This window comes from Brucella sp. NBRC 14130 (assembly GCF_040371715.1).
GTDB classification, from domain to species: domain Bacteria; phylum Pseudomonadota; class Alphaproteobacteria; order Rhizobiales; family Rhizobiaceae; genus Brucella; species Brucella intermedia.
The window spans coordinates 1-26,643 of sequence record NZ_BAABTE010000008.1; the positions used below are offsets into that span (position 1 = coordinate 1).

Consider the following 26,643-nt stretch of genomic DNA (forward strand, 5'->3'; position numbering starts at 1 on the left):
GTATTCCCTATCAGAGCCGTGGAAGACCACCACGTTGATAGGCCGGGTGTGGAAGTGCGGCAACGCATGCAGCTTACCGGTACTAATAGCTCGATCGACTTGATCACTCCCATTTACAATATCCATCGAACGAAGTTCGATGAAGGCAATATGGCAGTAGGGCAATAAGGCAATATGTTGCCTAAAGCCCTTAACCATCGCCTGCACAGAAAGACAAAGCACAAAGGCAAAGGAAAGGCGCAGACCAAACATACTGCCCTATTCCCCTACTGCCTTACTGCCTTAAACCAGCTTCTCATTTGTGTTCTTCGCCGACCTGGTGGTTATGGCGGAGCGGCTGCACCCGATCCCATTCCGAACTCGGCCGTGAAACGCTCCAGCGCCAATGGTACTTCATCTTAAGATGCGGGAGAGTAGGTCGCTGCCAGGTCTGCTAAGCACACAAATCAATCCATCTTCTCAAACCCATGCAAAACAGACCAAATCACGCCCAAAGCGCCAAAAAAATACCAAAACCGGTCATAATATCGCACCCATAACGCGGGGTGGAGCAGCCCGGTAGCTCGTCAGGCTCATAACCTGAAGGCCGCAGGTTCAAATCCTGCCCCCGCAACCAAAAATAAAACTCGTCGCACAAGCGGCGGGTTTTGGCGTTTAGAGGGGCAGTGACGGCAGGTAGCCCGTTGCGGACAGCGGGCCTGGAACGTCATCGAAGCTTCACGCTCCCGAAATACGATGTTCCGCGTGGGGTGCCGATGCTGATTATTCTGGGTGGACTGCCAGCATCTGGAAAAAGCACGATAGCACAGGCTCTCGCCGTGCGTATCGGGGCTTGCTATCTTCGCGTGGATACCGTCGAGCAGGCAATTCGTTCTGCGGCGCCGCCATCGGCAGGGAATGAAGTCGGACCGGCAGGATATGTAACGCTTTATTGGCTGGCTGCAGAAAACCTTCAGCTGGGCCGTACCGTCATAGTCGATTCGGTGAACGCAACGGAAATCACCCGTCAGGCATTCAGAGACGTCGCGGCAAAGGCCGGCAGTAGATGGGTTCAGGTTGAAGTTGTCTGTTCGGACGTCGAAACGCATCGCCGTCGCGCCGAGACGCGAATAATGACGGTCGACGGATTGACGCCACCAGACTGGAATCAAATACAGAAACGCCACTTCGAGCCATGGAGCCCTGATCTACGCGTGGATACGTCCGTTCTGTCGGTGGAGGAAAGCGTCGAAACGATCATGAAATCGCTTTAAGCGTTGGGATGCCAACTCCCGTCGGTGGAGGCGGAAGCTTCAGCTGCCAGCTTTCACTTCAGCGACAAGGGGCGCATTGGGAGCAAGGGCGTTGCTGGATGGAGCGGCTTCCGTTGATTGCGATACGCATGCCGCTTCGCCCTGCAACTCATGAGCGTCGACCCGCATGGAGGAATTCTTTCTCCAGCCGCCGTGGAAATAAAGGATGGTCGACATCAGCAGGGTCGACAGCATCGCGGCAGGAAAGCTCAGCCAGAGCGCATCGGAACCAAGCTGTTCCCGCAGGCCGATGGCGACGCCGAGGCGTACAGGATACATCGATACGAAAAGAATGATCAGCGGCCAGATGACCTGGCCGTTTGCACGTACTGTTCCGAAGAGAACCATTGTCACGCCGAACGCGATGAAGCCCCAGGTGGCGATCTGGCCGATATGCTGGCCGATCGCGATGGCCGGGCTTTCAGCGCCGAGAAATATCTGCAGGGCCTGCCGGTCGGCGACCAGCAGCAGCCCGACAAGGGCTCCGGTCATCAGCACTGCGTAGATCGTTCCGATGCGGGTTATGGAGCTGACGCGATCCCATTTTCCGGCGCCGATGTTCTGGGCCGCCATCGCGCTGACCGCAGCACCCAACGCCATTGCCGGCATCTGCACATAGGTCCACAGCTGCTGCGTGGCGCCGAAGGCGGCTGTCGTGTCAACACCCTCGCGATTGACGAGCCGCATCATGGTCAGCATCGAGCTTGAGACAACGATCATCTGGATGCCCATCGGCAGTCCCTTGACAAAGATCAGCTTCAACAACTTCCGGTCCGGAACAAGAAGCAACAGCTCCCTCCCGCGCAGGCGCAGCGGCAGATCGCGATGGTAGATATAGTAGAGCATCGCCGCGAGACTTATGTAATTGGCGACAGCTGTCGCCAGTGCGGACCCCGCAATACCGAGCGCAGGCAGCGGACCCCAACCCAGGATGAAGAAGGGGTTGAGCACTATATCGAGGAGCACCGCCATTCCCATGAATATCAGCGGGGTCACGGCGTCGCCGCTGCCGCGCAGTGCCATCATCAGGATTGTCTGCATCAGGATCGCCGGCATGGCCAGAAAAGTGACCTGCAGGAACGCACGCGCCAGTGGTTCTATGGTTTCAGGAGTTCCCAGCAGCGCCAGAACTTTCGGGGCGAGCAGCCAGCCGATGACCGCGACCACGATGCTGAGCGGTACGAAAGTGCCGACCGTGGTGCCCGCTATGGTGCGCGCCGTTTCTATATCCCGTCGCCCGAAAGCCTGTCCGATGAGGATCGTCGATGCCATGCCGAAACCGAAGACGAAAGCGGTCAGCAGAAACATGACCAGATTGCCGTTCGTCGTTGCGGCAAGTGCGTATTCGCCCAGCAACTGCCCGATCCAGATCGTGTCGATGGAACCATTGGCCGATTGCAATATGGACGAGCCAAGGGTCGGCAGGGCAAAGAGCAGCAGAGCCTGATTGATCGGGGCGGTCGTCAGGTCGATGCTCTGTTTCATAAGTCCTCGTGATCGAAACGATATGCCGGAGCAATTGACAGGAAACTCCGCAAACCTGAAACGACTGCCATCGTTATTCTGTTCCGGTTTAAAGCATGATCCGACCTGAGTGAAACGAGGATCGATAAGATTATGCTATTAATAGAACAGCTTAGAGCGTCGATCTGATTCAGTCAGATCGAAACGCGCTCTAATGTTGGCAGTTTGCGCGCCGTGGGTAAAGTCACGGAAAAGAATGCCGCATAGGATGCAAAGAGCAGGTGTGGCTCTTTTATGCCATTCCCACCACCCAAAAGATTGCTAATATGAACTTGGGCATGGAGGGGCCCGATCCATGAAAGGTCTGGCAGACGCATCCACGCTGGGTGTCAACGAGGATAACGGCGAGAATGTCAGCGAGGGTGTCGGCGATCCGCGCCCCGGCGCAGGGCTGCACCGCTTGTCCCAGCCAAGGTCGGGCGACAATGCCCCGACAGGCACGGACCAGCTCGACTGGCTCGTCGCCATGATCAATCACGTGCCGGATTTCATCTATGCCAAGGACCTGCAAGGGCGGTTCCTGTTTGCAAACGACGCGGTGGTTCGCAACAATGGCCTGTCAGACATCAACGAACTCATCGGGCTGACGGACGTCGATATACACGGTCAAGCAGCGATTACGGCGCGCATTTCCGAGATCGAAAGGCGGGTCATGGAAAGCGGCATGCCAGATCTCGGCTATGAAGAGCGCGCCATGCGCGGCGGAGCGGATCGCTGGTTGATGATCTCGCGCGTCCCACTGCGCGACAGGAGCGGCAACATCATCGGTGTCGTGGGCGTCTCGCGCGACATTTCCATCAAGAAGAAGGCCGAACGCTTCATGCAGGTGCAGGCCCGCATTCTGGAAATGACGGTGAGCGCCGTTGCGATATCAGAATTCGTCGATCAACTGGCCCGGTTGCTGGAAAGCCTTGCCGGGGGCGTTCGATGCGTCGCCGTCGTGACCGGTCAAAACGCAGATGATGTCATTATTTCGGCCCCCTCGCTGCCTTCGCTGGCGACTGGTCTGAGACAGGCGCCACTTTCCCCGGCGCGCCTTGAAGCTGCACTGGCAGCGCTTGCTCCTGAAAGCGAAGCGATATTCTCCATGGACATTCCTTCGGCGGACGGTACGGGGCATGGCGTTCTGGGTTTCATGGTCGATGGCGAAGTTTCCGATGATCGCGGCCTGCGTGAGTTTTTGGCCACCGCTGCAGGGATGGCTGGAATTGCCATCGACAGGCGCATCGCCGACGAGCGCATCCGCTATCTCGCCGAGCACGACGCGCTGACCGGGCTGGCGAACCGGGTCTTTCTGGAACGACAACTCGAACAGATGCTCGATCAGGCGTCTAGCCATTCACGGAAGGTGGCTGTCGGCTTTCTCGACCTCGATCAGTTCAAGCCGGTCAACGATACGCTGGGCCATGCTGCTGGAGACAGGCTTTTGCAGCAGGTCGCCGGCCGGATTTTGCTTCTGCTCGACGAGGGTGAACTTGCCGGTCGCATGGGCGGCGATGAATTCATTCTCGTTCTGAAGGCAGACGAGGGTGATTATTGTTCCCGGATGGATGAGATACGGCGCAGGATAAGCGAGCCGGTCGAACTGGGTGGAACCTCTCTGGAGGTCACGTGCAGCATTGGTGTCGCCTGTTTTCCTCGACATGGCCGATCGGCAGGGGAACTGCTCGCGGCTGCGGACGCTGCCATGTATGAGGCCAAGGCGAAGGGCCGCAACAGCGTCTGTATCTATTCTGTCGAGATGCCGCGCGACTTCGCATCAAATGGAAGCGGACAGGCATAGTTCATGCGCGATGTTCAACCGATCTTCGCCTTGACGAACACGTCATAACGCGTGCTCTTGCCGAGGATCTGATGGGAGGGCTTGCGCAATCCGGCCATGGGATCGGCGCGCAACGGCCATTTGAGCACCACACGGTATTGCGCTGCCTCGAGCGCCACCTGCATCAACCTTTCGGCATCCGGATCGGTGCCGACGATTTCGCGAATCTGCCGCATTTCCTTTTTGACGAGCGCACTGTTGCCGCGCGGCGGATGCATCGGGTCAACCAGCACGACCTGCGGCTTCAATTCGGGCAGGAGCAGGCAGGAATCGCCGTGCAAAAGCGTCATGCGGGCAACAGTCTCGGCATAGCGGCCTCCTTCCGCGGCTGCACGCGCCAGCCCTTCGGCGAGAAGCCCGTGCATCTTTTCGGAGCGCTCGATCAAGGTCACTTTCGCGCCGAGGGAAGCCAGCAGAAAGGCATCGCGCCCCAGGCCAGCCGTTGCGTCAACGATTTCCGGCGTGGCATCCCGCGTCAGTCCGGCGGCCTTGGCGAGGGCCTGTCCGCGTCCTTCGCCGGAGCGGAGCCGGTGGCCGACAGCGCCGCCGACGAAATCAACGACCAGTTCCGATGTATCGATTTTCTGCGACATGGATGCTCTCAGAAAGGGCAGGGCGCGGTGAAGGTAACAGCGCGGCCATCGGGGTGCCGGAAGGAAAGTTCTTCCGCGTGCAGCAACAGGCGGTCTGCGGCGGCAAGCGCTCCGCCTTCGGCGTAAAACTCGTCGCCGAGGATCACATGGCCAAACGCTTTCATATGCACGCGCAGTTGGTGGGTGCGGCCCGTAAGGGGAAAGAGCCGCAGCCGGGTCGTGCGCTCGCTGCGATCGAGCACCTGCCAGCGTGTCTGCGCGGGCTTGCCGTGCTCGTGATCGACACGATGACGCGGCTTGTTGTCGGGATCAATCGCCAGCGGCAGGTCGATGAGCCCTTCGTCTTCTTCAACGTTCCCCCAGACGACGGCTATATAGGATTTTTGCGTCGTGCGTGCCTCGAACTGCGCGGCGATGGCGGCATGCGCCTTGCGATCGAGCGACATCAGGACGATGCCTGACGTATCCTTGTCGAGACGGTTGATCATCTGCGCTTGCGGAAATGTTTCCTGAACGCGCGTTGCGAGACTGTCAGACAGGGCAGGATGGCGTCCGGGTACGGACAGGAGACCGCTCGGCTTGTCCAGCACGAGAAAGCCCGCATCGCGATGAAGGATCGAGACATAGGGTTCCAGCGGGGGATGATAGATGGGAGCAACGGCGGATAACACACTCATGAGGCTCTTCTAGCACGGTTTGCGCCGTGCGGAGAAGCACGCGCTCGTGTCTACAGCGGCAAATGATGTGCCGTTCACCGGATGACTGGATGTTCTTGCAAGGAAATAAATGGCGGAGAGGGAGGGATTCGAACCCCCGATGGAGTTGCCCCCATGCCGCATTTCGAGTGCGGTGCTTTCAACCACTCAGCCACCTCTCCGCGTTGTGCAGCACTGTAAAACGACCCTTGAAGAATCGCACAGTAACAAGCATCAATGACGAATGCCGAGCGTGCAGCGGCTCAATAACGGGCCAGCGCCGATTAGACAAGAGCTAATTTGCATTCCCTTGCGAAAATTCTTGACTTTTCTGCCGCTTCGCACCTATAAGCACCAGACCTTAGGCGTGGGGTGATCCGCGCCTATTGTTTTGATTGCAGATTTCGGGCTTTTCCGGGGCTGCGATCAAGGGCAAAAGCCCGCTCATCAACCGACTGATAAAAAGACGGCCCATCGCTTCGACGCCAATGTCGCAGAATGAGAGCCGGACCGAACAACCGAAAGGACAACAAATGTTCGCAGTCATCAAGACCGGTGGCAAGCAGTATCGCGTTGCCGCAAACGACCTCATCAAGGTCGAAAAAGTTGCAGGCGAAGCCGGCGACATCGTAGAATTCGCAGAAGTCCTGATGGTCGGCTCGACCATTGGCGCCCCGACCGTCGCCGGTGCTCTCGTCACCGCCGAAGTCGTTGAACAGGGCCGTGCCCGCAAGGTCATCGCGTTCAAGAAGCGTCGCCGTCAGAACTCGAAGCGCACCCGCGGTCATCGTCAGGAATTGACGACCATCCGCATCTCGGAAATCCTCACCGACGGCGCGAAGCCTTCCAAGAAGGCCGCCGAGAAGAAGGCTCCGAAGGCAGACGCCGCCGAAGGCGAAGCCGCAAAGCCGAAGAAGGCAGCGCCCAAGAAGGCCGCAGCCAAGGCCGAGTCGGCTGAGTAAACAGAGAGATTAAAGGAGAACACCAATGGCACACAAAAAAGCTGGCGGTTCCTCGCGTAACGGTCGCGATTCAGAATCCAAACGCCTTGGCGTGAAGAAGTTCGGCGGCGAAGCTGTGCTCGCCGGCAACATCATCGTGCGCCAACGCGGCACGAAGTGGCATCCGGGCGCCAATGTCGGCCTCGGCAAGGACCACACGATTTTTGCAACCGTAAACGGCTCCGTGTCTTTCCGCACGAAAGCCAACGGTCGCACGTACGTGTCGGTTAACCCGATCGCGGAAGCAGCAGAGTAAGCCGGGCACTCTCACAAGCACCGGCGTCCCATCGGACCCGGTGTAAATGGCAGCCTAGCCAAAAGATCGAAGGGAAGATGGGGCCACCCATCTTCCCTTTTTGCATTTGGGCGCATCTCGAAAAGTGCGAAGCGGTTTTCAAACAAGGTGCGCCTCAAATGAAACGCTCTGGAGGAACGAAAAATGGTTGTCGAAGTTCTGGAAGAAGATTGTTACGACGCAAGCAGTAGCGAAAGAAGAGGCAGTTACGCAGATCTGTCGCCCGGCCTGGAGGATGCAAAGGCTCCCGACCTGGCCTACGAGCTGGACTGCCCCGTCCTCGTCACAGAAAGGCTGGTGTTGCGCCCGCCGCATGTCGAAGACGTGGATGCGATTTCCTATCTTGCCAATAACGCCCGCGTCTCCAGTATGCTTGCCCGTATGCCGCATCCATACACGCGTGAAAACGCCGTCGACTTTGTCGAGCGCGTGCGAAAAGGCGAGATGGGCAATTGCATCTACGCGATCACGCAAGCGGAAACCGGCATCTTCATGGGCTGTTGCGGCATCCATCCGCTCGATCGTGGCGACGGGCTTGAAATCGGCTACTGGCTGGGCGAACCCTATTGGGGGCACGGCTTTGCCACCGAGGCCGCGCACGCCCTGATCGATCTGGCTTTTCGTGCGACCGCCATCGAACGGCTGCATGTCTCGTGCCATGCCATCAATGGCGGCTCGCGCCGGGTGATCCACAAGTGCGGCTTCCAGTTCAGCAGCATGGGCATGGCCGACTCGCTCGCCGCGGGCAATGTGCCGGTCGAGCGCTATGTCCTCGATCGGCGTACCTGGATCGGGCTGAGAAGCTGGCAGTCGTAAGGGCTGTTCCAAAACCAGCCCTGTGTGGCTGCAAAATGGTCCTGCGTGAAGCCCTTCCGGCTGGCGCAGGACCGATAATCATCGGGGAATGACATGATGGATACCCACGCAATCGCACGTGACAGGATCGTGGTGCGCGCGCTCGAAAAGGGCGACCTGCATCGTTACCGGGCCATAAGGTTGAGCGCCTTGCAGCGCGCGCCGATGGCCTTCGGTTCGAGTTTTGAGGAAGAAAACGCCTATTCGGACAGCGTCTTCGCGCGCCGCCTGGAACAGGTGAACGGCAATGTGGTCTTCGGGGCCTTCGATGGCGAAAACCTGCTGGGAACGGCGGGCATGTTCCGTCATGATCGCAGGTCCGAGCGCCATCGCGGCACGCTCTGGGGCGTCTATGTAGCTCCCGAAGCGCGCGGGCTGCAACTCGGCAAGGCGCTTGTCGGCAAGGTCATAGACCATGCGGCAACGCAGGTCGTCGTTCTGGATGCCAAGGTGGTCGCCACGAACGAAGCCGCCAAACGCGTCTATTATGCGCTTGGCTTCAAGACTTACGGCGTCGAACCCAAGTCGCTTTACGTTCAGGGCCAGTATCTGGATCAGGAATTGATCTATATCGATTTCACCGATCCTGAACGAAACCCGAAATAGGCGGAAACCGGCTTCCTCGACTGTTTGCAGGAAGCCGGTTTTGCTGTAATTGCAACACACCACATGCGGGCGCGCCCGCATGTAATTCCTATTCAGGGCGCGCGCCGCCCAAAAGCCTGCCGCAGCGCGGGCATCAAGAAGGTTACGTTCAGATGAAGTTTCTCGATCAGGCAAAGATCTATATCCGCTCCGGCAATGGCGGGGCGGGGGCGGTTTCGTTCCGCCGCGAGAAATTTCTCGAATTCGGCGGTCCCGACGGCGGCGACGGCGGACGCGGCGGCGATGTGTGGGTGGAGGCCGTGGACGGTCTCAACACGCTGATCGATTACCGCTATCAGCAGCACTTCCGGGCCAAGACTGGCATGCACGGGATGGGCCGCAACATGACCGGCGGAAAGGGTGACGACGTTGTTCTCAAGGTGCCGGTCGGCACGCAGATCTTCGAGGAAGACGACGAAACGCTGATCTGCGACATTACCGAGATCGGCCAGCGCTATCGTCTCGCCAAGGGCGGAAACGGCGGCTTCGGCAACCTGCATTTCACCACCTCGACCAACCGCGCGCCGCGCCGCGCCAATCCCGGACAGGAAGGCATCGAGCGCACCATATGGCTGCGCCTGAAGCTGATTGCCGATGCCGGTCTGGTCGGTCTGCCCAATGCCGGAAAGTCCACTTTCCTCGCAAGCGTGACAGCGGCAAAGCCGAAGATTGCCGATTATCCTTTCACCACGCTGCATCCCAATCTGGGCGTCGCGCGCGTGGATGGCCGCGAGTTCGTCATTGCCGATATTCCGGGCCTGATCGAAGGGGCGAGCGAAGGCGTCGGCCTTGGCGACCGTTTCCTCGGCCATGTCGAGCGCACGCGGGTTCTGCTCCATCTGGTGTCAGCGCAGGAAGAAGATGTGGCCAAGGCCTATCGGGTCATTCGCGGCGAACTGGAAGCCTATGAGCACGGGCTTGCCGACAAGCCGGAAATCGTGGCGCTGTCGCAGGTGGATACGCTGGATGCGGAAGCGCGCAAGGCCAAGGTCAAGGCGCTGAAAAAGGCATGCGGACGCGATCCGCTGCTGCTTTCGGCGGTCAGCCATGAAGGCTTGAACGATGCGTTGCGGCAGCTTGCTGCCGTGATTGATCAGAGCCGCGCCGCAGAGGCCGGTACGGCGCAAGCCGAAGACTAAGCGTCGGATTTTATTTGGGCGCGCATCTTATCCGAAAACCGTTTCACACTTTTCGGGATGCGCTTTGGATGCGGCGAGGGAATGAAACATGCTGAAGAAACTGAAGGACTATCGCCGCATCGTTGTCAAAATCGGGTCCGCCCTTCTGGTGGATCGCGCAACCGGCCTCAAGCGCGACTGGCTGGAAAGCCTGGGGCAGGATATTGCAGCGCTTCATCACGCAGGCGTCGAGGTGCTGGTGGTTTCTTCCGGAGCGATTGCGCTTGGCCGCACCGTCCTCGGCCTGCCGAAAAAGGCGCTCAAGCTTGAGGAAAGCCAGGCCGCTGCCGCCGCCGGCCAGATCGCGCTCGCCAAGGCCTATGCGGATGTGCTCGGCGGACATTCCATCCGTTCCGGACAGATTCTGGTCACGCTTTCCGATACCGAGGAGCGCCGCCGCTACCTCAATGCGCGCGCGACCATCGAGACGCTTTTGAAGCTGAAGGCCGTGCCGGTCATCAATGAGAACGACACGGTGGCAACCACCGAAATCCGCTATGGCGATAATGATCGTCTCGCCGCGCGCGTGGCGACCATGATGGGCGCGGACCTTCTGGTTCTGCTCTCCGACATTGACGGGCTTTATACGGCCCCGCCGCACAAGAACCCCGATGCCGAATTTCTGCCGCTGGTCGAAACCATCACGCCGCAGATTGAAGCCATGGCGGGAGCGGCGGCTTCCGAACTGTCGCGCGGCGGCATGAAGACCAAGCTCGATGCGGGCAAGATCGCCAATGCGGCCGGGACCGCGATGATCATCACATCGGGCACGCGTTTCGGCCCGCTTTCAGCCATCGATCGCGGCGAGCGCGCAACGCTGTTTGAACCGGCGCGTGCGCCTGTCAATGCGTGGAAGACGTGGATTTCCGGCAATCTGGAACCGGCTGGCCGGTTGACGGTGGATGCGGGTGCGGCCAAGGCGCTCAAATCCGGCAAATCGCTTCTCCCTGCGGGTGTGAAGGAAATCGACGGTCAATTCGAGCGCGGCGATACGGTCGCGGTGCTCAATGAGGACGGGCGCGAGATCGCGCGCGGACTGATCGCTTACGATGCCGAGGATGCGCGCAAGATCGCCGGCCATAAAAGCGATGAGATCAGCGAAATTCTTGGCTATGATGCGCGCGCGGCGATGATCCATCGCAACGATCTGGTCGTGCGCGCGGCCAGCAATGCGGAAGCGGTGTAAGGGGAGAGGACATGCTGACCAAGGCAGATACGGCAAACGATATTGCTGCCGTGATGGCGGAAGTGGGGCGCAAGGCGCGCGCTGCCGCCGCCCCGCTTTCCATCGCCACCACCGAACAGAAGAACAAGGCGCTGATTGCCGCCGCCGAGGCGATGTTGGAAGCGCGGGCCGAGATTCTGGAAGCCAACAGGCTCGATCTCGCCAATGCGGAAAAGAACGGCATGGCGGCTTCTTTCGTCGATCGCCTGACGCTCGATGACAGCCGGATCGACGCCATCGCCGATGGTATCCGCGCCATCGCGGCGCTCCCTGATCCGGTGGGAGAGGTGATTGCCGAATGGGACCGTCCGAACGGCCTCCAAATCGAGCGCGTGCGCACGCCGCTCGGCGTGATTGGCGTCATTTATGAAAGCCGTCCCAATGTAACCGCCGATGCCGGTGCGCTCTGCCTTAAGGCAGGCAATGCGGTTATCCTGCGCGGCGGCTCGGATTCGGCGCATTCGTCTGCTGCCATTCACAAAGCGCTGGTCAGAGGACTGGAAGCGGCCAACCTGCCTGCCGATGCGATCCAGATCGTGCCGGTGACCGACCGCGCCGCTGTCGGCGAAATGCTGAAGGGCCTCATTGGCGCGATTGACGTGATCGTGCCGCGTGGCGGCAAAAGCCTCGTTGCGCGGGTTCAGTCGGAGGCGCGGGTGCCAGTCTTCGCGCATCTGGAAGGCATCTGCCATCTCTATATCGATAAAACCGCCGGTCTCGACATGGCGCGCAGAATTGCGCTCGACGCCAAGATGCGGCGCACCGGCATTTGCGGTGCTGCGGAAACGCTTCTGGTGGATCGTGCGGTGGCTGCGACACATCTGGCGCCGATCCTTGATGACCTTGCCGCCGCGGGCTGCGAAATTCGCGGCAGCGCCGATGTGCTGGCGCTCTATCCGGCGAAGCCTGCCACGCAGGAGGACTGGTCGACAGAATATCTCGATGCGATCATTTCCGTTGCGGTGGTCGATGGCATTTCGGGCGCAATCGAACATATCAACCGCTATTCCTCGCATCACACCGAAGCCATCGTGGCGGAAGATGCGGCAGCGGTTGCGCGTTTCTTCAACGAAATCGACTCGGCCATTCTCCTGCACAATGCCTCGACGCAATTTGCCGACGGCGGCGAGTTTGGCATGGGCGCCGAAATCGGCATCGCCACCGGCAAGATGCATGCGCGCGGACCGGTTGGCGTCGAGCAGCTGACCTCGTTCAAATATCGCGTGCGCGGCAGCGGACAGGTTCGTGGTTAGTTTCGGATGAAGTTCGGCTTCGGGCTTTCCGCATTGAAGGAAAAATATCCGGGTGTCAGTGCGCATTATCTGCGCATGCCGCATGTCGAAAAGGGCATGGCGGTGGGGCTGTTCGGCGGCTCGTTCAATCCGCCGCATGGAGGCCATGCGCTGGTGGCGGAAATCGCGATCAGGCGGCTGAAGCTCGACCAGCTCTGGTGGATGGTGACGCCCGGCAATCCGCTGAAGGACAGCCGTGAACTGGCGCCGCTCGCCGAGCGGCTGAAGCTGAGCGAGGAAGTGGCCGAAGACCCGCGCATCAAGGTGACGGCGCTGGAAGCCGCCTTCAACGTCCGCTACACGGCGGATACGCTGGCGCTCATCCGCGACGCCAATCCAGGCGTCCATTTCGTCTGGGTGATGGGCGCCGACAATCTCGCCTCGTTCCATCGCTGGCAGCGCTGGCGCGAGATTGCGCAGAATTTCCCGATTGCGGTCATCGACCGGCCGGGCTCCACGCTCGCCTATCTGTCGTCGCGCATGGCGCAGACATTTTCCGACAGCCGCATCGACGAACAATATGCGCCCATGCTGGCGCGGCGCACGCCTCCGGCCTGGACCTTCATCCATGGGCCGCGGTCGTCGCTTTCCTCCACCGCTATCCGCAAAACCCGTACCGCATCTTGATGGTTTCATGACAATTTCTGCAAGATATGGGTAGAACGGGCAAAGAAACTGAAAAAGTGAACGGGCTGGAAAAGCTCGTGCACTTGAAACAAAACAGGGACTCTGCCTATTTTAGGGAGTGTGGTGCTTACAACTGCCACACTGCGTTGTTCTGTTGAGAAAGGGATTACACTGAGAACAGCAATTGAGAAGAAGGCTCATCACGTGCCTTCCACGGTCGGGATGGACGAGTCCAATCTCGTGTCCCAGACCTTCGACGCGGCCTTGGCCAGTCTCGAAAACTCCAAGGCGGAATCCATCATCCCCATCGACATTCGCGGAAGATCAACGATCGGCGATTTCATGATCGTCGCGTCGGGCCGTTCGCATCGCCATGTGACGGCGGTTGCCGACCATCTTTTGCAGGCTCTGCGTGAAACAGGCTGCAAGGATATGCGGGTCGAAGGTCTCGAGAGTGGCGACTGGGTTCTCATCGATACCGGCGATATCATCGTCCATATCTTCCGACCGGAAGTCCGGGACTTCTACAATATCGAGAAGATCTGGCTCGACGAGGGTTTCGACGACGAACGGGCGCTGGAAACGGTGCATTAGAGCATTTTCGAGCCAAAAGTGCGCAGCGCTTTTGCGCGGAAGAATGCATGAAAGAAAAGATTAAAGCGTGACACGCTTTAATTCGATGAATTGAGAGCGTCATGCGTGTGAGTGTTTTTGCCGTGGGCCGAATGAAAGCCGGCCCCGAACGGGAACTGGTTGAGCGTTATTTCGACCGGTTTTCCAAGGCTGGACCGCCTTTGGGGCTTGAATTCGCCGGTGTGAGCGAAATTCCCGAAAGCCGTGGCCAGACGGCGGAACTGCGCAAGGCCGAGGAAGCCCAGCGCATCCACGACGCGCTCGATAATGCCAGTTCTGGCGGCGCGGCCCTGATCCTGCTCGACGAGCGCGGCAAGGCGCTCGGATCGGAAGCTTTTGCGGCGGCGGTCGGACGGATGCGCGACGACGGCAAGCGCCAGCTTATCGTCGCCATTGGCGGGCCGGACGGTCACGATCCGGCATTGCGATCACGTGCCGATCTCGTTCTGGCGCTGGGCGAACTGACATGGCCGCACCAGATTGCCCGCATACTGATTGCCGAGCAGCTTTATCGCGCCGCCACCATTCTGGCGGGCCATCCCTATCATCGGTCGTGACGGTTTTTCATATTGAAGATTTCTGATTTCTCGTGAAGGTATTTTTTACTCTTCTTGATAGAACAAGGTATGGTACAAATATCAGTGACGCCGAACTTGAAAGAAATGATTGGCCAGTTTTCTCGATTCCATCAATGATGAAATCGTATGAAAGTTCATTCATGTTTGCTTTTGCGATATTGAGCGTTATTACTTTTATTATGAAGAATGCAATAAGGCACCCTGTTGTTTTTATATAGCGCCTTATCATGAAATATAAAGATAATAGGCCTAGAATAACAAGAAATACTTGTAGTATTATAACAAAAACTATAGATGATCCGAGTAATATATTGTCGCGATATATTTCAATAATGACTTCCTCAGGGAATGCCTCTATTATATAAAATATATCAAGTGAAATGAATATTACTGAGGATATTACGGCTACAATTGGAATTAGCAGAAAACCACCAATTCCAATTGGTTCTTTTTTAAAAAAATCATTAAACACTGTTTTTCCTTAATGATCATCAGGCTGATCTCAATCGCTTTTGGTTCTGTGGCCACCCCTATCATCGGTCGTGAAATGCGTAATGCAGGCGTACGAAGCCGCGGTCAAGCGTCCTGGCGCTGAGGAGAACAGGGCTCGCCTTGAAGCCGGTCGGCGGAAACAGCGGCATGCCGCCGCCGATGAGTTCGGGGATGACGTAAATCTCGATTTCATCCAGCGCGCCGCGTTCCAGAAATGCCATTTGCAACTGTCCGCCGCCGAGCATCCACACATCGCCGTCATCGAGCGCGCGCAGTTCCGCAATCAGCGCATCGACGTCATGGCGGGTTTCAAGCGGGCCCCTGGGATTTTCGACAGGCCGTGACGTGACCACGATGCATCTTTGGTCGCCATAGGCCCAGGGCGCATCACTTTCAACCACGAAGTCATAGGTGGCGCGACCCATGACAACAGTGCGGATCGACTGGATGAAAGTACGGTAATCGTGCTCGCCCAGATCAGCGCCATCATATTTGAACAGCCAGTCGAGCTTGCCGTTCTCGTCCGCGATGAAGCCGTCGAGACTGGCGGCGATGTAGCCGACAATTTTCGCCATTGTGATTTCTCCGGTTGATTTATAAATGAACATACGTTTATATATTCACCATGGCAAGAACCAAATCCGTGCCCGATGAGGCAGTGCTCGACCGATTGATGGCCGTCATGGCGAAAGCCGGTCCCGATGGACTGACCTTCGCGCGGGCTGCAAAGGCGGCGGGGCTTTCCGCCGCCACGCTGGTCCAGCGTTACGGCAACAGCCAATCCATGCTGGAGGCGGTGCTGCTGCGCGCATGGGATAAGCTCGATGCGGCAACGCGCGCAGCCGATGAAGGCGCTGAGCCCGGCCCGCAGGGCGCAATCGACCTGCTGATGGCGCTGATGCCATCGGACGCCGCTGAATATAATGCCACCGACGGGCTTCTGCTTTTGCGCGAGGATATTCGCAATCCGGTGCTGCGGGCGCGGGGCGCGGCATGGGGCGTCTATCTGGCCGGTGCGCTCGGGCGACGTCTTTCCAGCGATGCGGAAAAAGCCGAACGTCTCGGCTGGCAGATGGCCAGCATCTGGCAGGGCGCACATATCTGGTGGGCTTTCACGCGTTGCGAGCCAGCGGAGACCGCAATCCGCCGTGCCCTCACGGAGTGGCTGGAGGCGGCGATACCGTCCTGATTTCTGTTGTACGGTCATGCCCCGCTTTGTAGGCTTGATCGCAAACAGCGGGAGGGCATTATGCGCGTCGAGCAACTGGATCATGTACAGCTGGCCATGCCGCAAGGCGGAGAAGAGCGGGCACGCGCCTTTTATGGAGACCTTCTGGGTCTGCCGGAGGTTCCGAAGCCGTCGAACCTTGCGGCCCGCGGCGGTTGCTGGTTCGAGCGCGGGGCTCTGAAAATCCATCTGGGCGTCGATCCGGCCTTCGTGGCTGCGCGCAAGGCGCATCCGGCGTTTCTGATCGATGATCTTGATGAGCTGATCGATATCCTGTCCGAAGCCGGTCATCCGGTGAGCGAGGATGAGCCGCTGGAAGGCTACAAGCGCTGCTATGTTTCCGATCCTTTCGGGAATCGCATCGAGCTGATGGAGCGCCTTCCAACCTGATGCTGGCCGTTATGGTTGATGGTTCGTTAACGGTATCGGTCTAGGTTGCGGTTTCAGCCCTGAATTTCGCCTTGTTTCGTCCCGATAGAACAGCATGTACCCTGTACGCCTTTTCAAAAGACCAAGATTGCTTGCATCTGTGCACGCCGGCCTTGTCCTTGCCGGGCTGGCCGGACTGTCTGTGTGTGCGCCGTCCGCTCTTGCGCAGGAAGCCTTGCAGCAGCAGCGCGATCAGGCGGCGAGCGAATATGAAAAGCTCAGCAACGAGCTTACCGTCACCGGCGACAGGCTGAAACAGCTCGAGGACGAGGTGGCCGGGCTGAAGAAGGACCAGACGACCATTACCGCCGCGCTGATCCAGTCGGCCAAGACCGACAAGAAGCTGCAGCAGGATATTGCCGATATCGCCGACAAGCTGACCGCGCTGCGCGAGCAGGAAGACGGCATCCGCGCCTCCCTGCGCGCAAGGCGCGGCGTTCTGGCCGAAGTGCTGGCCGCATTGCAGCGCATGGGCCTCAATCCGCCGCCCGCAATTCTGGTACGGCCCGACGACGCACTCGCCTCGGTGCGCAGCGCCGTGCTTCTGGGCGCCGTGGTGCCCGAAATGCGCGAGCAGGTGGAGGAGTTGACCGGCGATCTGAAAGACATGCAGCGCGTCACGGCTTCCATTGCGGAAGAGCAGGAAAAGCTGAAGACGACGCGCACCAACCAGGCCGAAGAACAGAAACGGCAATCACTTCTTCTTGAGGAGAAGAAGAAATTGCAGGCGCAGTCGGAACAGGAAATCGAGGCGCAGCGCAAGCGTTCGGAAGAACTGGCCGCCAGGGCAGGCAGCCTGAAAGACCTTATCGACGGGCTCGACAAGCAGATGGCGGGCGTGCGCGATGCCGCCGAAGCAGCCCGCAAGGCCGAGGCGGATCGCCTTGCCGCAGCAAGGGAAAAGGCCGGGGAAACCGCGCCCGACGACAATCATCTGCGCGCACAGGTCGATTTTGCGTCCTTGCAGGGCAAGCTCGCATTGCCTGCTGCGGGCAAGACGGTGCGCCGCTACGGCGAAAAGGACGGCGTCGGCGGTTCCATGATGGGGCAGGTGGTCGAAACCTTGCCCTCTGCCACGATTACGTCACCTTCCGATGGCGTGATACTTTACGCGGGCACATTCCGTTCCTACGGGCAGCTCTTGATACTCGACGCGGGCAATGGATATCATGTCGTAATGGCTGGCATGGGTCGAATCGACGTGTCGCAAGGCCAATTTGTACTTGCGGGAGAGCCGGTCGGCGCAATGGGAGAAAAACTTCTCGCAAGTGTTGCACCGATAGAGGTGGGCAATGGCGCGCCATTGCTTTACATTGAATTTCGAAAGGATGGAAAACCCGTCGATCCCGCACCGTGGTGGACCGAACGGCTTTCTGGAAGGACGTGAAAATGATGCGTAAACTGTCGCTGCTGTTCGCCGGGGCCCTTCTGGGGGCGTCAGCCATGGTGATGGTCCAGGGCGCGCCGGCTTCCACTGCATTTGCCGCAGGGAAAGATAGCGATGTCTACAAGGAACTGGCCCTTTTCGGCGATATTTTCGAGCGTGTGCGCGCACAATATGTGACGCCGCCCGACGACAAGAAGCTGACCGAGAGCGCGATCAACGGCATGTTGACCTCGCTCGATCCCCATTCGTCCTATCTCAACCCGGAAGCCGCGCAGGACATGCGTGCGCAGACCAAGGGTGAGTTCGGCGGTCTCGGCATCGAAGTGACGATGGACAACGATCTCGTCAAGGTCATCGCGCCGATCGACGATACGCCCGCTTCCAAGGCCGGGGTGCTGGCAGGCGATCTCATCACCAAGATCGACGGGCAGGAAGTTCGCGGGCTTTCGCTGAACGACGCCGTGGACAAGATGCGCGGTGAAGTGGGGTCGCAGATCGAACTGACGATCCAGCGCGAAGGCGCCGACAAGCCGATCACGCTGAAGATCGCCCGCGCCGTCATCAAGGTGAAGGCCGTTCGCTATCGCGTCGAGAACGATGTCGGTTATCTGCGCGTCATCTCGTTTACCGAACAGACGTCCGACGACCTGAAGAAGGCGATCAAGGATATTCAGGACAAGATTCCTGGCGACAAGCTCAAGGGCTTCGTGCTGGACCTGCGCCTCAATCCGGGTGGCCTGCTCGACCAGGCGGTCGCTGTATCCGACGCCTTCCTCGACAAGGGCGAGGTCGTCTCGACCCGTGGCCGCGATCCGCAGGACGTGACCCGTTTCGATGCGCGCAAGGGCGACCTGACCGACGGCAAGCCGGTTATCGTCCTGATCAATGGCGGTTCGGCCAGCGCTTCGGAAATCGTTGCCGGTGCCCTGCAGGATCATCGCCGGGCCACCGTGCTCGGCACGCAGTCCTTCGGCAAGGGTTCGGTGCAGACGATCATCCCGCTGGGCGAAAACGGCTCGCTGCGTCTGACGACGGCGCTTTATTACACGCCGTCGGGCAAGTCGATCCAGGGCAAGGGCATCACGCCGGACATCAAGGTGGACCAGCCTTTGCCGCCGGAACTGAAGGGTGAGGACGTCGTTCGCGGCGAATCCGAACTCAAGGGCCACATCAAGGGCAATGCCGAGGATGATAACGGCTCCGGCTCGTCGGCTTATGTCCCGGCCGATCCGAAGGACGACATCCAGCTCAATGAAGCCATCAAGCTCCTGCGTGGCGAGGTTGCCAATGCCGCCTTCCCGCCGGACCCGAAGAAGGGCGTGTTGAACTGATCGCTCCATGCTGGATCTGAACAGCCCGTTAGGACTGGACAAGAAACCGCAAAAGCGCGGGGGCTTACGCTCCCGCGCTTTTCGTTCTTCCATGAAAGCCTTGGCCGTGGTGGCCGCGCTTTGCCTTGCCGGGGGCGCGGTGTTGGCCATCTGGCAGACCAATCAGGCAGGTTTCCGCAAGACCGAAACCGCCGCCGTGGAACCAGCGCAACCCGAAGCCCCCGCCGTCAAGCCCGTCATGAAACCCGCGACCGGCAACACACCGCCGCCCGGCAGCGCGTTGCGCGGGGTAGGCGGACAGCCGGGACCGGCCATCATCAAGGTCACGCCGGACATGCCAACCGGCATGCCAAATGTCATTGCGGGTACGGCGGACGGCAGTGTGGTCGTGGTGCAGAACACGCATCAGTCCGGACAGGATCAGCGCGTCGCGCATCTGCCGGAACCGGCGCTGGTCGAGCAGAGCCCGACCGGACCGCTTCCGGTGCGCGGTGCGGACGGCCTGCGCCCGATGGATGCCTATGCGGTCGGCTGGTCTGGCGCGCGCGGTGCGCGGATTGCGCTTGTGATTGGTGGTCTCGGGCTTTCCCAGACCGGCAGCATGGAGGCAATCGACAAGCTGCCGCAGGAAGTCACGCTCGGTTTTGCGCCGCAGGGCAACAGTTTGCAGCGCTGGATGCAGGCAGCACGGCAAAACGGTCATGAACTTGTGCTGCAATTGCCGATGGAGCCGTTCGATTATCCGCGCGTCAATCCCGGTCGCAATACGCTTACGGTGGATGATGGGGCCAGCAAGAATCAGGCTTCGTTGTTGTGGGCGCTGTCGCGCATGACCAACTATGCCGGAGTGATGAACTATATGGGCGCGCGTTTCACATCCGAGACGGAAGTTTTCTCGCCGGTGCTGGGCGAGATCGGCAGGCGCGGCCTCTATTATCTGGATGACGGCACCTCGGCGCGCAGCGAGGCCGACCGGATTGCTTCCAGCGATGCCGTGCCTTTCGCGGCGGCGGATGTGCTGATCGATGCGGCGCAGGAGCGCGGCGCGATCCTCGATCGTCTTGATGAGCTGGAACGGATAGCGCGGGCCAATGGCAGCGCCATCGGCACCGGTTCGGCCTTTGCCGTCACCGTCGATGCGGTTGCCGCATGGGCCAATGAGGTCAAGAAGCGCGGCATTGAAATCGTGCCGGTTTCGGCGCTGGTCCGCGATCCCGAACGGCAGTAAAACATTTCCAGCAAAAAGTGCGAAGCGGTCTTGCGTCGGATAATGGGCAAAACAAAAAGATAGAGCATTTCCAATGGTTCAATTTAAGCTGGAACTGCTCTGAGTCTGCATATCATGGAGAATGTCATGTCGAAGCATAAAGCTTCAGCCGGTCATCCGGTCGATCCTGAAAGCCTGCCTTACCGCCCCTGCGTTGGGCTGATGGTGCTGAACAAGTCCGGTCTGGTCTGGGCTGGCCGTCGTATCGTCATTCCGGGCGACGAGATGGATGGCGCGACGCAGCTCTGGCAGATGCCGCAGGGCGGCATCGACAAGGGCGAGGACCCGGTCGAAGCCGCGGTGCGCGAGCTTTATGAGGAAACCGGCATGAAGTCGGTCTCGCTGCTCGAGGAAGCTTCGGACTGGATCAATTACGATCTGCCGCCGCATCTGGTCGGCATCGCGCTCAAGGGCAAGTATCGCGGGCAGACGCAGAAATGGTTTGCCTATCGCTTCGAGGGTGACGAGAGCGAAATCGCCATCAACCCGCCGCCGGGCGGCCATACCGCCGAGTTCGACCGCTGGGAATGGAAGCCGATGGCCGAGCTGCCGGGCCTGATCGTTCCCTTCAAGCGCAAGGTTTACGAGGACGTGGTGGCTGCTTTCCGGCATCTCGTGGACTGATTTAACGGGGGAGGTGTTCGCGCCCCCCTTGTGCCTTCCGCCAACATATAGTCAACTCGCATCAGGCGCGCCGGACGGCGCGTTCTGAGAGGGAGAAAAACGCATGGATGTTGGAAGTCTTCTCGTATTTCTTTTTGTGGGTCTCATCGCCGGCTGGCTGGCTGGCAAGGTCGTGCAAGGCGGCGGTTTCGGCCTGATCGGCAATATTATCGTCGGCGTGATCGGCGCTTTCTTTGCGGGCTGGTTGCTGCCGCGCCTTGGGTTTTCCATCGGCGGAGGGATCATCGCCGCAATCGTCAATGCCTTTATCGGCGCGGCCATCCTGCTTATCATCCTGCGCATCGTCAAACGCGCCTGATCTGCAAATATTTTTCTGAACAGGCCCGGCTTCCCGCAAGCCGGGTTTCTTCATTGCGAAGTTCAATTAGATGACACCGAATTCCAAACTGTCGCTCGGGCTGGTTCTCACCGCATCGGCTGGTTTCGTCGATGCGATTGCCTTCCTGCAGCTTGGCGGGTTCTTCGCATCCTTCATGAGCGGCAACACGACCCAGCTTGGCGTCGGGCTGGCGGGACAGCCGGGCGTGCAGGGCACCGTGCTGGTCTGGTTTCCGGCCATCCTGATCGTGTTGTTCTTTGCCGGAGCCTTTTTCGGCACGCTGACGGTGCGGGCGTGCGGGCGTCGCGGCAGTCTCTATGTGATGGCGAGCGTGGTGGTTATATTGCTTCTGGTCGGTGTGCTGCGACGCGAGGGGGCGCTGCTTGTCCAGCCGGTGCTGCTGCTTGCCGCGGCCATGGGCGCGCAGAACGCGGCGGTGCAGCCGATTGGTGCCGCACGTCTCGGCGTGACCTATGTGACTGGCACGCTTTTCAACGCTGCCGCCGATCTCGCCTGTTCGTTGCGCGGGGAAACGCCGAAATGGCGCTGGCTCCAGCACGTGGCCGTGTGGCTCTCCCTGATGCTGGGCGCTGTCGGCGGCGGTCTCGGCCACTATTTCATCGGCCTCGACGCCCTGTTCGTTCCGGCTGCGATGATTGTCGGCGTGATGATCGCCTATATGCGGCTCGATTGATTCAGCATGATCTGACCCGAAAACCGCTTCACGCTTTTCGGGATCAGCTTAACTGAACAGCGATTTCTCGCTTTCCACCAGTTCGGAAATGAGCGCCGAAACCGCCGTCACGCGCCGCAATGTGCGGGCGGATTCGTGATAGGCGAGCCAGTAGGCGCGGCGGATCACCCGGTCCGGCAGCACGGGTACAAGGTCGGGATCGGCGCGTGCGATGAAGGCGTGAAGAATGCCGATGCCCGCACCGGCGCGCACGGCCTCGACCTGTCCCAGAGCGCTCGACACTTCAAAGGCCGGTTTCCAGTCGCGGCTGATTTCCGGGGCATAGGCGAGCGACGGGTTGATGACGAGATCCTCCACATAGCCGATGAGCCGGTGCCGGGCGAGGTCTTCCGGGCTTTCCGGCGTGCCGTTTTCTTCCAGATAGCGGCGATGCGCATAGAGACCCAGCGTATAGTCGACGAGCCTGCGGGCAATCAGCCTGCCTTGCTCCGGGCGTTCGACGGTGATGGCGATATCGGCCTCGCGACGCGACAGCGAAAAGGAGCGCGGCACCGGCACAAGCTGGATGGTCAGGTCCGGGTATTTCTGCGTCAGCCGCGCCAGCCGGGGCGCCAGGAAATTGACGCCGAAACCGTCCGGCGCGCCGATGCGCACCGTGCCCGACACGGCAATATCGGCATTGCCGACCTGCGAGCGGGCAGCGAGCATTTCGGCTTCCATGCGTTCAGCCGCCAGCAGAAACTCTTCGCCCGCCTGCGTCAGCGTCGAGCCATTGGTGCGCCGCGTCAAAAGCGTGGTGGACAGCGCTGTTTCAAGCGCGGTGAGACGCCGCGCGACGGTGGTGTGGTTGAGGCCGAGCCTCCTGGCTGCGCCCAGAATCTGGCCCGAGCGGGCAACGGCGAGAAAAATGCGGATATCGTCCCAGTTCATGATGTTCCCTGCATGAGGATGCATCTTTGTTACTATAAAATTTGCACAACAGATACGCTTTTCAGCGCCTTGCAATCACGAATTTGCAGAGTCAAGATGAGGGCAACGATGGGGGCGCCTGCGCCCTCCAAAGCGATCATCAGGGAGGTTCTTCGATGCGCAATATCGGACATTTCATCGGCGGCAAGCATGTGGCAGGCAAGAGCGGCCGCACGGCGGACGTCTTCCAGCCGCTCGACGGTTCGGTGCAGGCCAAGGTGGCGCTGGCCACCAAGGACGAAGTGCGCGCCGCTGTCGAAAACGCCAAGGCCGCGCAGCCCGCCTGGGCGGCGACCAACCCGCAGCGCCGGGTCCGCATCCTGCGCAAGTTCATCGAACTGGTCGAAGCCGAATATGACAGCCTTGCCGAGCTGCTGGCGCGCGAACACGGCAAGACCATTGCCGACGCCAAGGGCGATATTCAGCGCGGCCTCGAAGTGGTGGAAGTCTGCCTCGGCGCGGCACATATGCTGAAAGGCGAGTTCACCGACAATGCCGGTACCGGCATCGACACCTATTCCATGCGCCAGCCGCTCGGCGTCGTGGCAGGCATCACGCCGTTCAACTTCCCGGCCATGATCCCGCTGTGGAAGGCCGGCCCGGCGATTGCCTGCGGCAATGCCTTCGTGCTGAAGCCGTCCGAACGCGATCCGGGCGTGCCGATGCGCCTTGCCGAACTGTTCATGGAAGCCGGTCTTCCGGCAGGCATCTTCAACGTCGTCAACGGCGACAAGGAATCGGTCGATGCGCTGCTCGACGATCCGGATGTGCAGGCCATCGGCTTTGTCGGCTCGACGCCGATCGCGCAATATATCTATGGCCGCGGCTGCTCGAACGGCAAGCGCGTGCAGTGCTTCGGCGGTGCGAAGAACCATCTTCTCATCATGCCGGATGCCGACATGGACCAGACCGTCGATGCGCTGATCGGCGCAGGCTACGGCTCGGCTGGCGAACGCTGCATGGCGATTTCGGTTGCCGTGCCGGTCGGTGAAGACACCGCCAACCGCCTGATGGAAAAGCTCATCCCGCGCGTTGAATCGCTGAAGATCGGCATCTCCACCGACAATTCCGCCGATTACGGCCCGCTGGTCACCAAGGCGGCGCTCGACCGCGTGCGCGGCTATGTCGATCTCGGTGTCGAGGAAGGCGCGAAGCTGGTCGTCGATGGCCGTAACTTCAAGATGCAGGGCTATGAAGACGGTTTCTACATGGGCGGCTGCCTGTTCGACAACGTGACCAAGGACATGCGCATCTACAAGGAAGAAATCTTCGGTCCGGTTCTCTCGGTCGTGCGTGCCAAGAATTACGAGGAAGCGCTGGCTCTGCCGAACGATCATGAATATGGCAATGGCGTTGCGATCTTCACCCGTGACGGCGATGCGGCCCGCGATTTTGCTAGCCGCGTGCAGGTCGGCATGGTCGGCATCAACGTGCCGATCCCGGTTCCGATCGCCTATTACACCTTCGGTGGTTGGAAGGCTTCCGGCTTCGGCGATCTCAACCAGCACGGCCCGGATGCATTCCGCTTCTACACCAAGACCAAGACCGTCACCTCGCGCTGGCCGTCTGGCGTCAAGGATGGTGCGGAATTCGTCATCCCGACGATGAAGTAAGCATTGCGCTAAACACCTCGTCCTTCGATAAACTCAGATGAGGCTGCGCTTCGTGCGTCCTCAGGATGAGGTGGTTGGCAATCTTTACTGCCCCCAAGCGAAACCCCGCCCTTGTGGCGGGGTTTTTGTTTATATCCGGGTATCAATAAGGGCGCAGAGTTGGTGATCATCGACAATGAAGCAGGCGGCATGGCGTCTGTCACCTCATCCTGAGGAGGCGCAAAGCGCCGTCTCGAAGGACGAGGTGAGGGGCCCCCATCGCCAATGTGACAATGAGGCAGGCTTTCAGGGATGCAGGGGCGGAAAGCCATGCCGTTCCGTGAGGGCGGCTAATATCTTGTGCGGGTCGGCAATCAGCGAACGCCCGTCATGCACGCCGGTCTCGAATGCGGAGCGGTCGCCATCCCTCACGATCAGCAAAGGCAGGCTCTGGTTGTCCTCGCCAGCCAGCGCGATTACGGCCTTACGCGGGCGCTGCCATTCCACGCGCTCGATGTCCAGATCGCTTCCCAATGCTGGAAACGAAGCCAGCACGCCCTCGATGAGCGCGCAGTGCCAGCAATAAAATTTCTGGCCGGGATAGGCCGGATCTTCAAAACCCGGTTTCAAGAGAAAAAGCTTGTCCTGATTCATGCTGTCATCCAAGGGTTGCTGCAAAAGGGCGATGCGTGGCGCAAATTCCCCGGCTCCAAAGCGCACATTCCGTAAACCGCTTCTCACTTTTCGGAATGCGATTTGGAACAGCTTTCCAAGCCAGGCGTTCACAACCGATGTATAGCTTGGTTCGGCTGCGGGCGGTCAGTTTTTTCGATCCCGGCTTAAAACAAATGCTTGGAGCGCCGATCCCTTTCAATAAGATCGGAGCGCTCGAAGCCGATCATCAGGAGTTCCGTCCATGAGCCAAAAGATCAATCGCCGTATCGTGCTGGCGTCCCGCCCCGAAGGTCGCCCGACCGCGGAAAACTTCCGGCTGGAGCAGGCGGCGCTCCCCAGTCCCGGTGATGGCGAGGTTCTGCTGCGCCTGCGCTATCTGTCGCTCGATCCCTATATGCGCGGGCGCATGAGCGCCGCGAAATCCTATGCCGCGCCAGTGGCCATCGGCGATGTGATGGAGGGCGGCACGGTCGGCGAAGTCGTTGAAAGCAGGAGCGCGGGCTTTGCACCGGGCGATTTCGTGCTGTCCCATTCGGGCTGGCAGGATTATGCGGTGGCCGATGCTTCCACCCTGCGCAAGCTCGACCCGAAACAGGCGCCCGTGACGACGGCGCTCGGCGTTCTCGGCATGCCGGGCTTTACCGCCTATTCCGGCCTTCTGACCATCGGCCAGCCGAAATCCGGCGAAACCGTCGTGGTTGCGGCGGCGACCGGCCCGGTCGGGTCTGCCGTCGGGCAGATTGCCCGGATGAAGGGCGCGCGCGCCGTCGGCATCGCGGGCGGGGCGGACAAGTGCAGGGCGTTGATCGATGAATTCGGCTTCGATGCAGCCATCGACCATCACAGCCAGAATTTCGCGCAGGAACTGGCGCAGGCCTGCCCGAAGGGCATCGACGTCTATTTCGAGAATGTCGGCGGCAAGGTCTTCGATGCGGTGTTTCCGCTGCTGAACCAGTTTGCACGCGTGCCGGTCTGCGGGTTGATCGCACAGTATAATCAGAGCGGGCCTTTCGACGGGCCGGACCGGCTGCCATTGGTGATGCGGGACATCCTGTCGAAAAGCCTGACCATTCGCGGCTTCATCCAGCGTGATTTCGCCGATCAGCGGCCAGCCTTCTATCACGACATGGTGAAGTGGATTGCCGACGGCCAGCTGCGCTACCGCGAAGACATTGTCAAAGGGCTGGAAAACGCGCCGAAAGCCTTCATTTCCCTGCTCGAAGGCGGCAATTTCGGAAAGCTTATCGTAAAGCTCTCTTGAGCTCGCAATATTCTGCTTGCAGAACGGCCTTTTGAGCGTGATGCTGTGCCCGTCAAGTCA

The 26,643-nt window shown here is 59.8% G+C and carries 29 protein-coding genes, 2 tRNA genes and 2 rRNA genes; 25 read left to right on the forward strand and 8 right to left on the reverse strand.

What is annotated here, in order from left to right:
* From ABWW28_RS17275 to ABWW28_RS17290, 4 genes are all read left to right on the forward strand, one after another.
* A 23S ribosomal RNA gene (locus ABWW28_RS17275) occupies positions 1 to 107 on the forward strand; the annotation flags it as partial.
* Positions 108 to 315: 208 nt separating this feature from the next.
* A 5S ribosomal RNA gene (rrf, locus tag ABWW28_RS17280) occupies positions 316 to 430 on the forward strand.
* A 109-nt stretch (positions 431 to 539) separates the two neighbouring features.
* Positions 540 to 616, forward strand: a tRNA-Met gene (locus ABWW28_RS17285).
* 49 nt (positions 617 to 665) lie between these two features.
* Entirely contained in the window at positions 666 to 1,253 is a 588-nt protein-coding gene (locus ABWW28_RS17290; protein ID WP_313015757.1) for a P-loop nucleotide/nucleoside kinase family protein, read from the forward strand.
* A 39-nt stretch (positions 1,254 to 1,292) separates the two neighbouring features.
* Here ABWW28_RS17290 and ABWW28_RS17295 read toward each other — a convergent pair whose 3' ends face one another.
* On the reverse strand, positions 1,293 to 2,777 hold the full coding sequence (locus ABWW28_RS17295; protein WP_021588119.1) for an MATE family efflux transporter: 1,485 nt from the start codon (positions 2,775 to 2,777) through the stop codon (positions 1,293 to 1,295).
* 334 nt (positions 2,778 to 3,111) lie between these two features.
* On the opposite strand from ABWW28_RS17295, the gene ABWW28_RS17300 reads away from it, so the two are divergent.
* A complete protein-coding gene (locus ABWW28_RS17300) occupies positions 3,112 to 4,599 on the forward strand; it encodes a diguanylate cyclase domain-containing protein (protein WP_353391598.1) in 1,488 nt (495 codons plus the stop codon).
* A gap of 14 nt (positions 4,600 to 4,613) precedes the next feature.
* Here ABWW28_RS17300 and ABWW28_RS17305 read toward each other — a convergent pair whose 3' ends face one another.
* The 3 genes from ABWW28_RS17305 to ABWW28_RS17315 form a co-directional block, all read right to left on the reverse strand.
* On the reverse strand, positions 4,614 to 5,231 hold the full coding sequence (locus ABWW28_RS17305; RefSeq protein ID WP_021588117.1) for a class I SAM-dependent methyltransferase: 618 nt from the start codon (positions 5,229 to 5,231) through the stop codon (positions 4,614 to 4,616).
* Positions 5,232 to 5,239: 8 nt separating this feature from the next.
* Positions 5,240 to 5,908, reverse strand: coding sequence for a pseudouridine synthase (locus ABWW28_RS17310; protein WP_176588514.1), 669 nt, complete (start codon positions 5,906 to 5,908; stop codon positions 5,240 to 5,242).
* A gap of 110 nt (positions 5,909 to 6,018) precedes the next feature.
* Positions 6,019 to 6,108: transfer RNA gene (locus ABWW28_RS17315), tRNA-Ser, on the reverse strand.
* 351 nt (positions 6,109 to 6,459) lie between these two features.
* On the opposite strand from ABWW28_RS17315, the gene rplU reads away from it, so the two are divergent.
* From rplU to rlmH, 10 genes are all read left to right on the forward strand, one after another.
* Positions 6,460 to 6,888 (forward strand): 50S ribosomal protein L21, encoded by a 429-nt coding sequence (rplU, locus tag ABWW28_RS17320; RefSeq protein WP_006471230.1) that lies wholly within the window; start codon positions 6,460 to 6,462, stop codon positions 6,886 to 6,888.
* Between the two features lie 25 nt (positions 6,889 to 6,913).
* The gene (gene rpmA / locus ABWW28_RS17325; RefSeq protein ID WP_002964927.1) at positions 6,914 to 7,183 is read left to right on the forward strand and encodes a 50S ribosomal protein L27; all 270 of its coding nucleotides are present in this window, start codon (positions 6,914 to 6,916) and stop codon (positions 7,181 to 7,183) included.
* A 183-nt stretch (positions 7,184 to 7,366) separates the two neighbouring features.
* On the forward strand, positions 7,367 to 8,038 hold the full coding sequence (locus tag ABWW28_RS17330) for a GNAT family N-acetyltransferase (protein WP_006467870.1): 672 nt from the start codon (positions 7,367 to 7,369) through the stop codon (positions 8,036 to 8,038).
* Between the two features lie 93 nt (positions 8,039 to 8,131).
* Positions 8,132 to 8,683: a GNAT family N-acetyltransferase gene (locus ABWW28_RS17335; protein ID WP_031347309.1), complete on the forward strand. Its 552-nt coding sequence runs from the start codon at positions 8,132 to 8,134 to the stop codon at positions 8,681 to 8,683.
* Positions 8,684 to 8,835: 152 nt separating this feature from the next.
* Positions 8,836 to 9,861, forward strand: coding sequence for a GTPase ObgE (obgE, locus tag ABWW28_RS17340; protein ID WP_021588113.1), 1,026 nt, complete (start codon positions 8,836 to 8,838; stop codon positions 9,859 to 9,861).
* An 88-nt stretch (positions 9,862 to 9,949) separates the two neighbouring features.
* Entirely contained in the window at positions 9,950 to 11,086 is a 1,137-nt protein-coding gene (proB, locus tag ABWW28_RS17345; RefSeq protein WP_006467867.1) for a glutamate 5-kinase, read from the forward strand.
* A gap of 11 nt (positions 11,087 to 11,097) precedes the next feature.
* Positions 11,098 to 12,378 carry a glutamate-5-semialdehyde dehydrogenase gene (locus tag ABWW28_RS17350; RefSeq protein WP_176588513.1) on the forward strand — a complete coding sequence of 427 codons (1,281 nt, stop codon included), beginning with the start codon at positions 11,098 to 11,100 and terminating at the stop codon, positions 12,376 to 12,378.
* 6 nt (positions 12,379 to 12,384) lie between these two features.
* A complete protein-coding gene (locus ABWW28_RS17355; protein WP_021588111.1) occupies positions 12,385 to 13,044 on the forward strand; it encodes a nicotinate-nucleotide adenylyltransferase in 660 nt (219 codons plus the stop codon).
* Positions 13,045 to 13,266: 222 nt separating this feature from the next.
* Entirely contained in the window at positions 13,267 to 13,638 is a 372-nt protein-coding gene (gene rsfS / locus ABWW28_RS17360; protein ID WP_021588110.1) for a ribosome silencing factor, read from the forward strand.
* Between the two features lie 101 nt (positions 13,639 to 13,739).
* The gene (gene rlmH / locus ABWW28_RS17365; protein WP_021588109.1) at positions 13,740 to 14,234 is read left to right on the forward strand and encodes a 23S rRNA (pseudouridine(1915)-N(3))-methyltransferase RlmH; all 495 of its coding nucleotides are present in this window, start codon (positions 13,740 to 13,742) and stop codon (positions 14,232 to 14,234) included.
* A 7-nt stretch (positions 14,235 to 14,241) separates the two neighbouring features.
* On the opposite strand, the gene ABWW28_RS17370 is transcribed toward rlmH, so the two are convergent.
* Positions 14,242 to 14,727, reverse strand: coding sequence for a DUF2569 family protein (locus ABWW28_RS17370; protein ID WP_082465657.1), 486 nt, complete (start codon positions 14,725 to 14,727; stop codon positions 14,242 to 14,244).
* A gap of 61 nt (positions 14,728 to 14,788) precedes the next feature.
* On the reverse strand, positions 14,789 to 15,322 hold the full coding sequence (locus tag ABWW28_RS17375; protein ID WP_021588107.1) for a dihydrofolate reductase family protein: 534 nt from the start codon (positions 15,320 to 15,322) through the stop codon (positions 14,789 to 14,791).
* 50 nt (positions 15,323 to 15,372) lie between these two features.
* On the opposite strand from ABWW28_RS17375, the gene ABWW28_RS17380 reads away from it, so the two are divergent.
* The 8 genes from ABWW28_RS17380 to ABWW28_RS17415 all read left to right on the forward strand — a co-directional run bounded on the left by ABWW28_RS17380 (position 15,373) and on the right by ABWW28_RS17415 (position 22,086).
* On the forward strand, positions 15,373 to 15,936 hold the full coding sequence (locus ABWW28_RS17380; RefSeq protein WP_021588106.1) for a hypothetical protein: 564 nt from the start codon (positions 15,373 to 15,375) through the stop codon (positions 15,934 to 15,936).
* A 60-nt stretch (positions 15,937 to 15,996) separates the two neighbouring features.
* Positions 15,997 to 16,365 carry a VOC family protein gene (locus ABWW28_RS17385; RefSeq protein WP_021588105.1) on the forward strand — a complete coding sequence of 123 codons (369 nt, stop codon included), beginning with the start codon at positions 15,997 to 15,999 and terminating at the stop codon, positions 16,363 to 16,365.
* Positions 16,366 to 16,459: 94 nt separating this feature from the next.
* A complete protein-coding gene (locus ABWW28_RS17390; protein ID WP_031347306.1) occupies positions 16,460 to 17,791 on the forward strand; it encodes a murein hydrolase activator EnvC family protein in 1,332 nt (443 codons plus the stop codon).
* A gap of 2 nt (positions 17,792 to 17,793) precedes the next feature.
* The gene (locus ABWW28_RS17395) at positions 17,794 to 19,122 is read left to right on the forward strand and encodes a S41 family peptidase (protein ID WP_031347304.1); all 1,329 of its coding nucleotides are present in this window, start codon (positions 17,794 to 17,796) and stop codon (positions 19,120 to 19,122) included.
* A gap of 7 nt (positions 19,123 to 19,129) precedes the next feature.
* The gene (locus ABWW28_RS17400; RefSeq protein ID WP_021588102.1) at positions 19,130 to 20,350 is read left to right on the forward strand and encodes a divergent polysaccharide deacetylase family protein; all 1,221 of its coding nucleotides are present in this window, start codon (positions 19,130 to 19,132) and stop codon (positions 20,348 to 20,350) included.
* Positions 20,351 to 20,476: 126 nt separating this feature from the next.
* Positions 20,477 to 21,013, forward strand: a complete 537-nt coding sequence (locus ABWW28_RS17405) for an RNA pyrophosphohydrolase (RefSeq protein ID WP_021588101.1) — start codon at positions 20,477 to 20,479, stop codon at positions 21,011 to 21,013.
* Positions 21,014 to 21,116: 103 nt separating this feature from the next.
* On the forward strand, positions 21,117 to 21,371 hold the full coding sequence (locus tag ABWW28_RS17410) for a GlsB/YeaQ/YmgE family stress response membrane protein (protein WP_006467855.1): 255 nt from the start codon (positions 21,117 to 21,119) through the stop codon (positions 21,369 to 21,371).
* A gap of 70 nt (positions 21,372 to 21,441) precedes the next feature.
* Positions 21,442 to 22,086: a YoaK family protein gene (locus ABWW28_RS17415; RefSeq protein ID WP_021588100.1), complete on the forward strand. Its 645-nt coding sequence runs from the start codon at positions 21,442 to 21,444 to the stop codon at positions 22,084 to 22,086.
* Between the two features lie 48 nt (positions 22,087 to 22,134).
* Here ABWW28_RS17415 and ABWW28_RS17420 read toward each other — a convergent pair whose 3' ends face one another.
* Positions 22,135 to 23,016 (reverse strand): LysR family transcriptional regulator, encoded by an 882-nt coding sequence (locus ABWW28_RS17420; RefSeq protein WP_036593175.1) that lies wholly within the window; start codon positions 23,014 to 23,016, stop codon positions 22,135 to 22,137.
* A 155-nt stretch (positions 23,017 to 23,171) separates the two neighbouring features.
* Here ABWW28_RS17420 and ABWW28_RS17425 point away from each other — a divergent pair, with 155 nt between their 5' ends.
* Positions 23,172 to 24,668: a CoA-acylating methylmalonate-semialdehyde dehydrogenase gene (locus tag ABWW28_RS17425; RefSeq protein WP_021588097.1), complete on the forward strand. Its 1,497-nt coding sequence runs from the start codon at positions 23,172 to 23,174 to the stop codon at positions 24,666 to 24,668.
* A gap of 285 nt (positions 24,669 to 24,953) precedes the next feature.
* Here ABWW28_RS17425 and ABWW28_RS17430 read toward each other — a convergent pair whose 3' ends face one another.
* Entirely contained in the window at positions 24,954 to 25,301 is a 348-nt protein-coding gene (locus ABWW28_RS17430; RefSeq protein WP_031347301.1) for a DUF3088 domain-containing protein, read from the reverse strand.
* A gap of 262 nt (positions 25,302 to 25,563) precedes the next feature.
* On the opposite strand from ABWW28_RS17430, the gene curA reads away from it, so the two are divergent.
* A complete protein-coding gene (curA, locus tag ABWW28_RS17435; RefSeq protein WP_021588094.1) occupies positions 25,564 to 26,583 on the forward strand; it encodes an NADPH-dependent curcumin/dihydrocurcumin reductase in 1,020 nt (339 codons plus the stop codon).
* Positions 26,584 to 26,643 lie beyond the last annotated feature (60 nt).

Coding starts and splice junctions, on each gene's coding strand:
- ABWW28_RS17295 (WP_021588119.1), bottom strand. CDS start 2,777: ATGAAACAGAGCATCGACCTGACGACCGCCCCGATCAATCAGGCTCTG.
- ABWW28_RS17300 (WP_353391598.1), top strand. CDS start 3,112: ATGAAAGGTCTGGCAGACGCATCCACGCTGGGTGTCAACGAGGATAAC.
- ABWW28_RS17305 (WP_021588117.1), bottom strand. CDS start 5,231: ATGTCGCAGAAAATCGATACATCGGAACTGGTCGTTGATTTCGTCGGC.
- ABWW28_RS17310 (WP_176588514.1), bottom strand. CDS start 5,908: ATGAGTGTGTTATCCGCCGTTGCTCCCATCTATCATCCCCCGCTGGAA.
- rplU (WP_006471230.1), top strand. CDS start 6,460: ATGTTCGCAGTCATCAAGACCGGTGGCAAGCAGTATCGCGTTGCCGCA.
- rpmA (WP_002964927.1), top strand. CDS start 6,914: ATGGCACACAAAAAAGCTGGCGGTTCCTCGCGTAACGGTCGCGATTCA.
- ABWW28_RS17330 (WP_006467870.1), top strand. CDS start 7,367: ATGGTTGTCGAAGTTCTGGAAGAAGATTGTTACGACGCAAGCAGTAGC.
- ABWW28_RS17335 (WP_031347309.1), top strand. CDS start 8,132: ATGATGGATACCCACGCAATCGCACGTGACAGGATCGTGGTGCGCGCG.
- obgE (WP_021588113.1), top strand. CDS start 8,836: ATGAAGTTTCTCGATCAGGCAAAGATCTATATCCGCTCCGGCAATGGC.
- proB (WP_006467867.1), top strand. CDS start 9,950: ATGCTGAAGAAACTGAAGGACTATCGCCGCATCGTTGTCAAAATCGGG.
- ABWW28_RS17350 (WP_176588513.1), top strand. CDS start 11,098: ATGCTGACCAAGGCAGATACGGCAAACGATATTGCTGCCGTGATGGCG.
- ABWW28_RS17355 (WP_021588111.1), top strand. CDS start 12,385: ATGAAGTTCGGCTTCGGGCTTTCCGCATTGAAGGAAAAATATCCGGGT.
- rsfS (WP_021588110.1), top strand. CDS start 13,267: ATGGACGAGTCCAATCTCGTGTCCCAGACCTTCGACGCGGCCTTGGCC.
- rlmH (WP_021588109.1), top strand. CDS start 13,740: ATGCGTGTGAGTGTTTTTGCCGTGGGCCGAATGAAAGCCGGCCCCGAA.
- ABWW28_RS17375 (WP_021588107.1), bottom strand. CDS start 15,322: ATGGCGAAAATTGTCGGCTACATCGCCGCCAGTCTCGACGGCTTCATC.
- ABWW28_RS17380 (WP_021588106.1), top strand. CDS start 15,373: ATGGCAAGAACCAAATCCGTGCCCGATGAGGCAGTGCTCGACCGATTG.
- ABWW28_RS17385 (WP_021588105.1), top strand. CDS start 15,997: ATGCGCGTCGAGCAACTGGATCATGTACAGCTGGCCATGCCGCAAGGC.
- ABWW28_RS17390 (WP_031347306.1), top strand. CDS start 16,460: ATGTACCCTGTACGCCTTTTCAAAAGACCAAGATTGCTTGCATCTGTG.
- ABWW28_RS17395 (WP_031347304.1), top strand. CDS start 17,794: ATGATGCGTAAACTGTCGCTGCTGTTCGCCGGGGCCCTTCTGGGGGCG.
- ABWW28_RS17400 (WP_021588102.1), top strand. CDS start 19,130: ATGCTGGATCTGAACAGCCCGTTAGGACTGGACAAGAAACCGCAAAAG.
- ABWW28_RS17405 (WP_021588101.1), top strand. CDS start 20,477: ATGTCGAAGCATAAAGCTTCAGCCGGTCATCCGGTCGATCCTGAAAGC.
- ABWW28_RS17410 (WP_006467855.1), top strand. CDS start 21,117: ATGGATGTTGGAAGTCTTCTCGTATTTCTTTTTGTGGGTCTCATCGCC.
- ABWW28_RS17415 (WP_021588100.1), top strand. CDS start 21,442: ATGACACCGAATTCCAAACTGTCGCTCGGGCTGGTTCTCACCGCATCG.
- ABWW28_RS17420 (WP_036593175.1), bottom strand. CDS start 23,016: ATGAACTGGGACGATATCCGCATTTTTCTCGCCGTTGCCCGCTCGGGC.
- ABWW28_RS17425 (WP_021588097.1), top strand. CDS start 23,172: ATGCGCAATATCGGACATTTCATCGGCGGCAAGCATGTGGCAGGCAAG.
- ABWW28_RS17430 (WP_031347301.1), bottom strand. CDS start 25,301: ATGAATCAGGACAAGCTTTTTCTCTTGAAACCGGGTTTTGAAGATCCG.
- curA (WP_021588094.1), top strand. CDS start 25,564: ATGAGCCAAAAGATCAATCGCCGTATCGTGCTGGCGTCCCGCCCCGAA.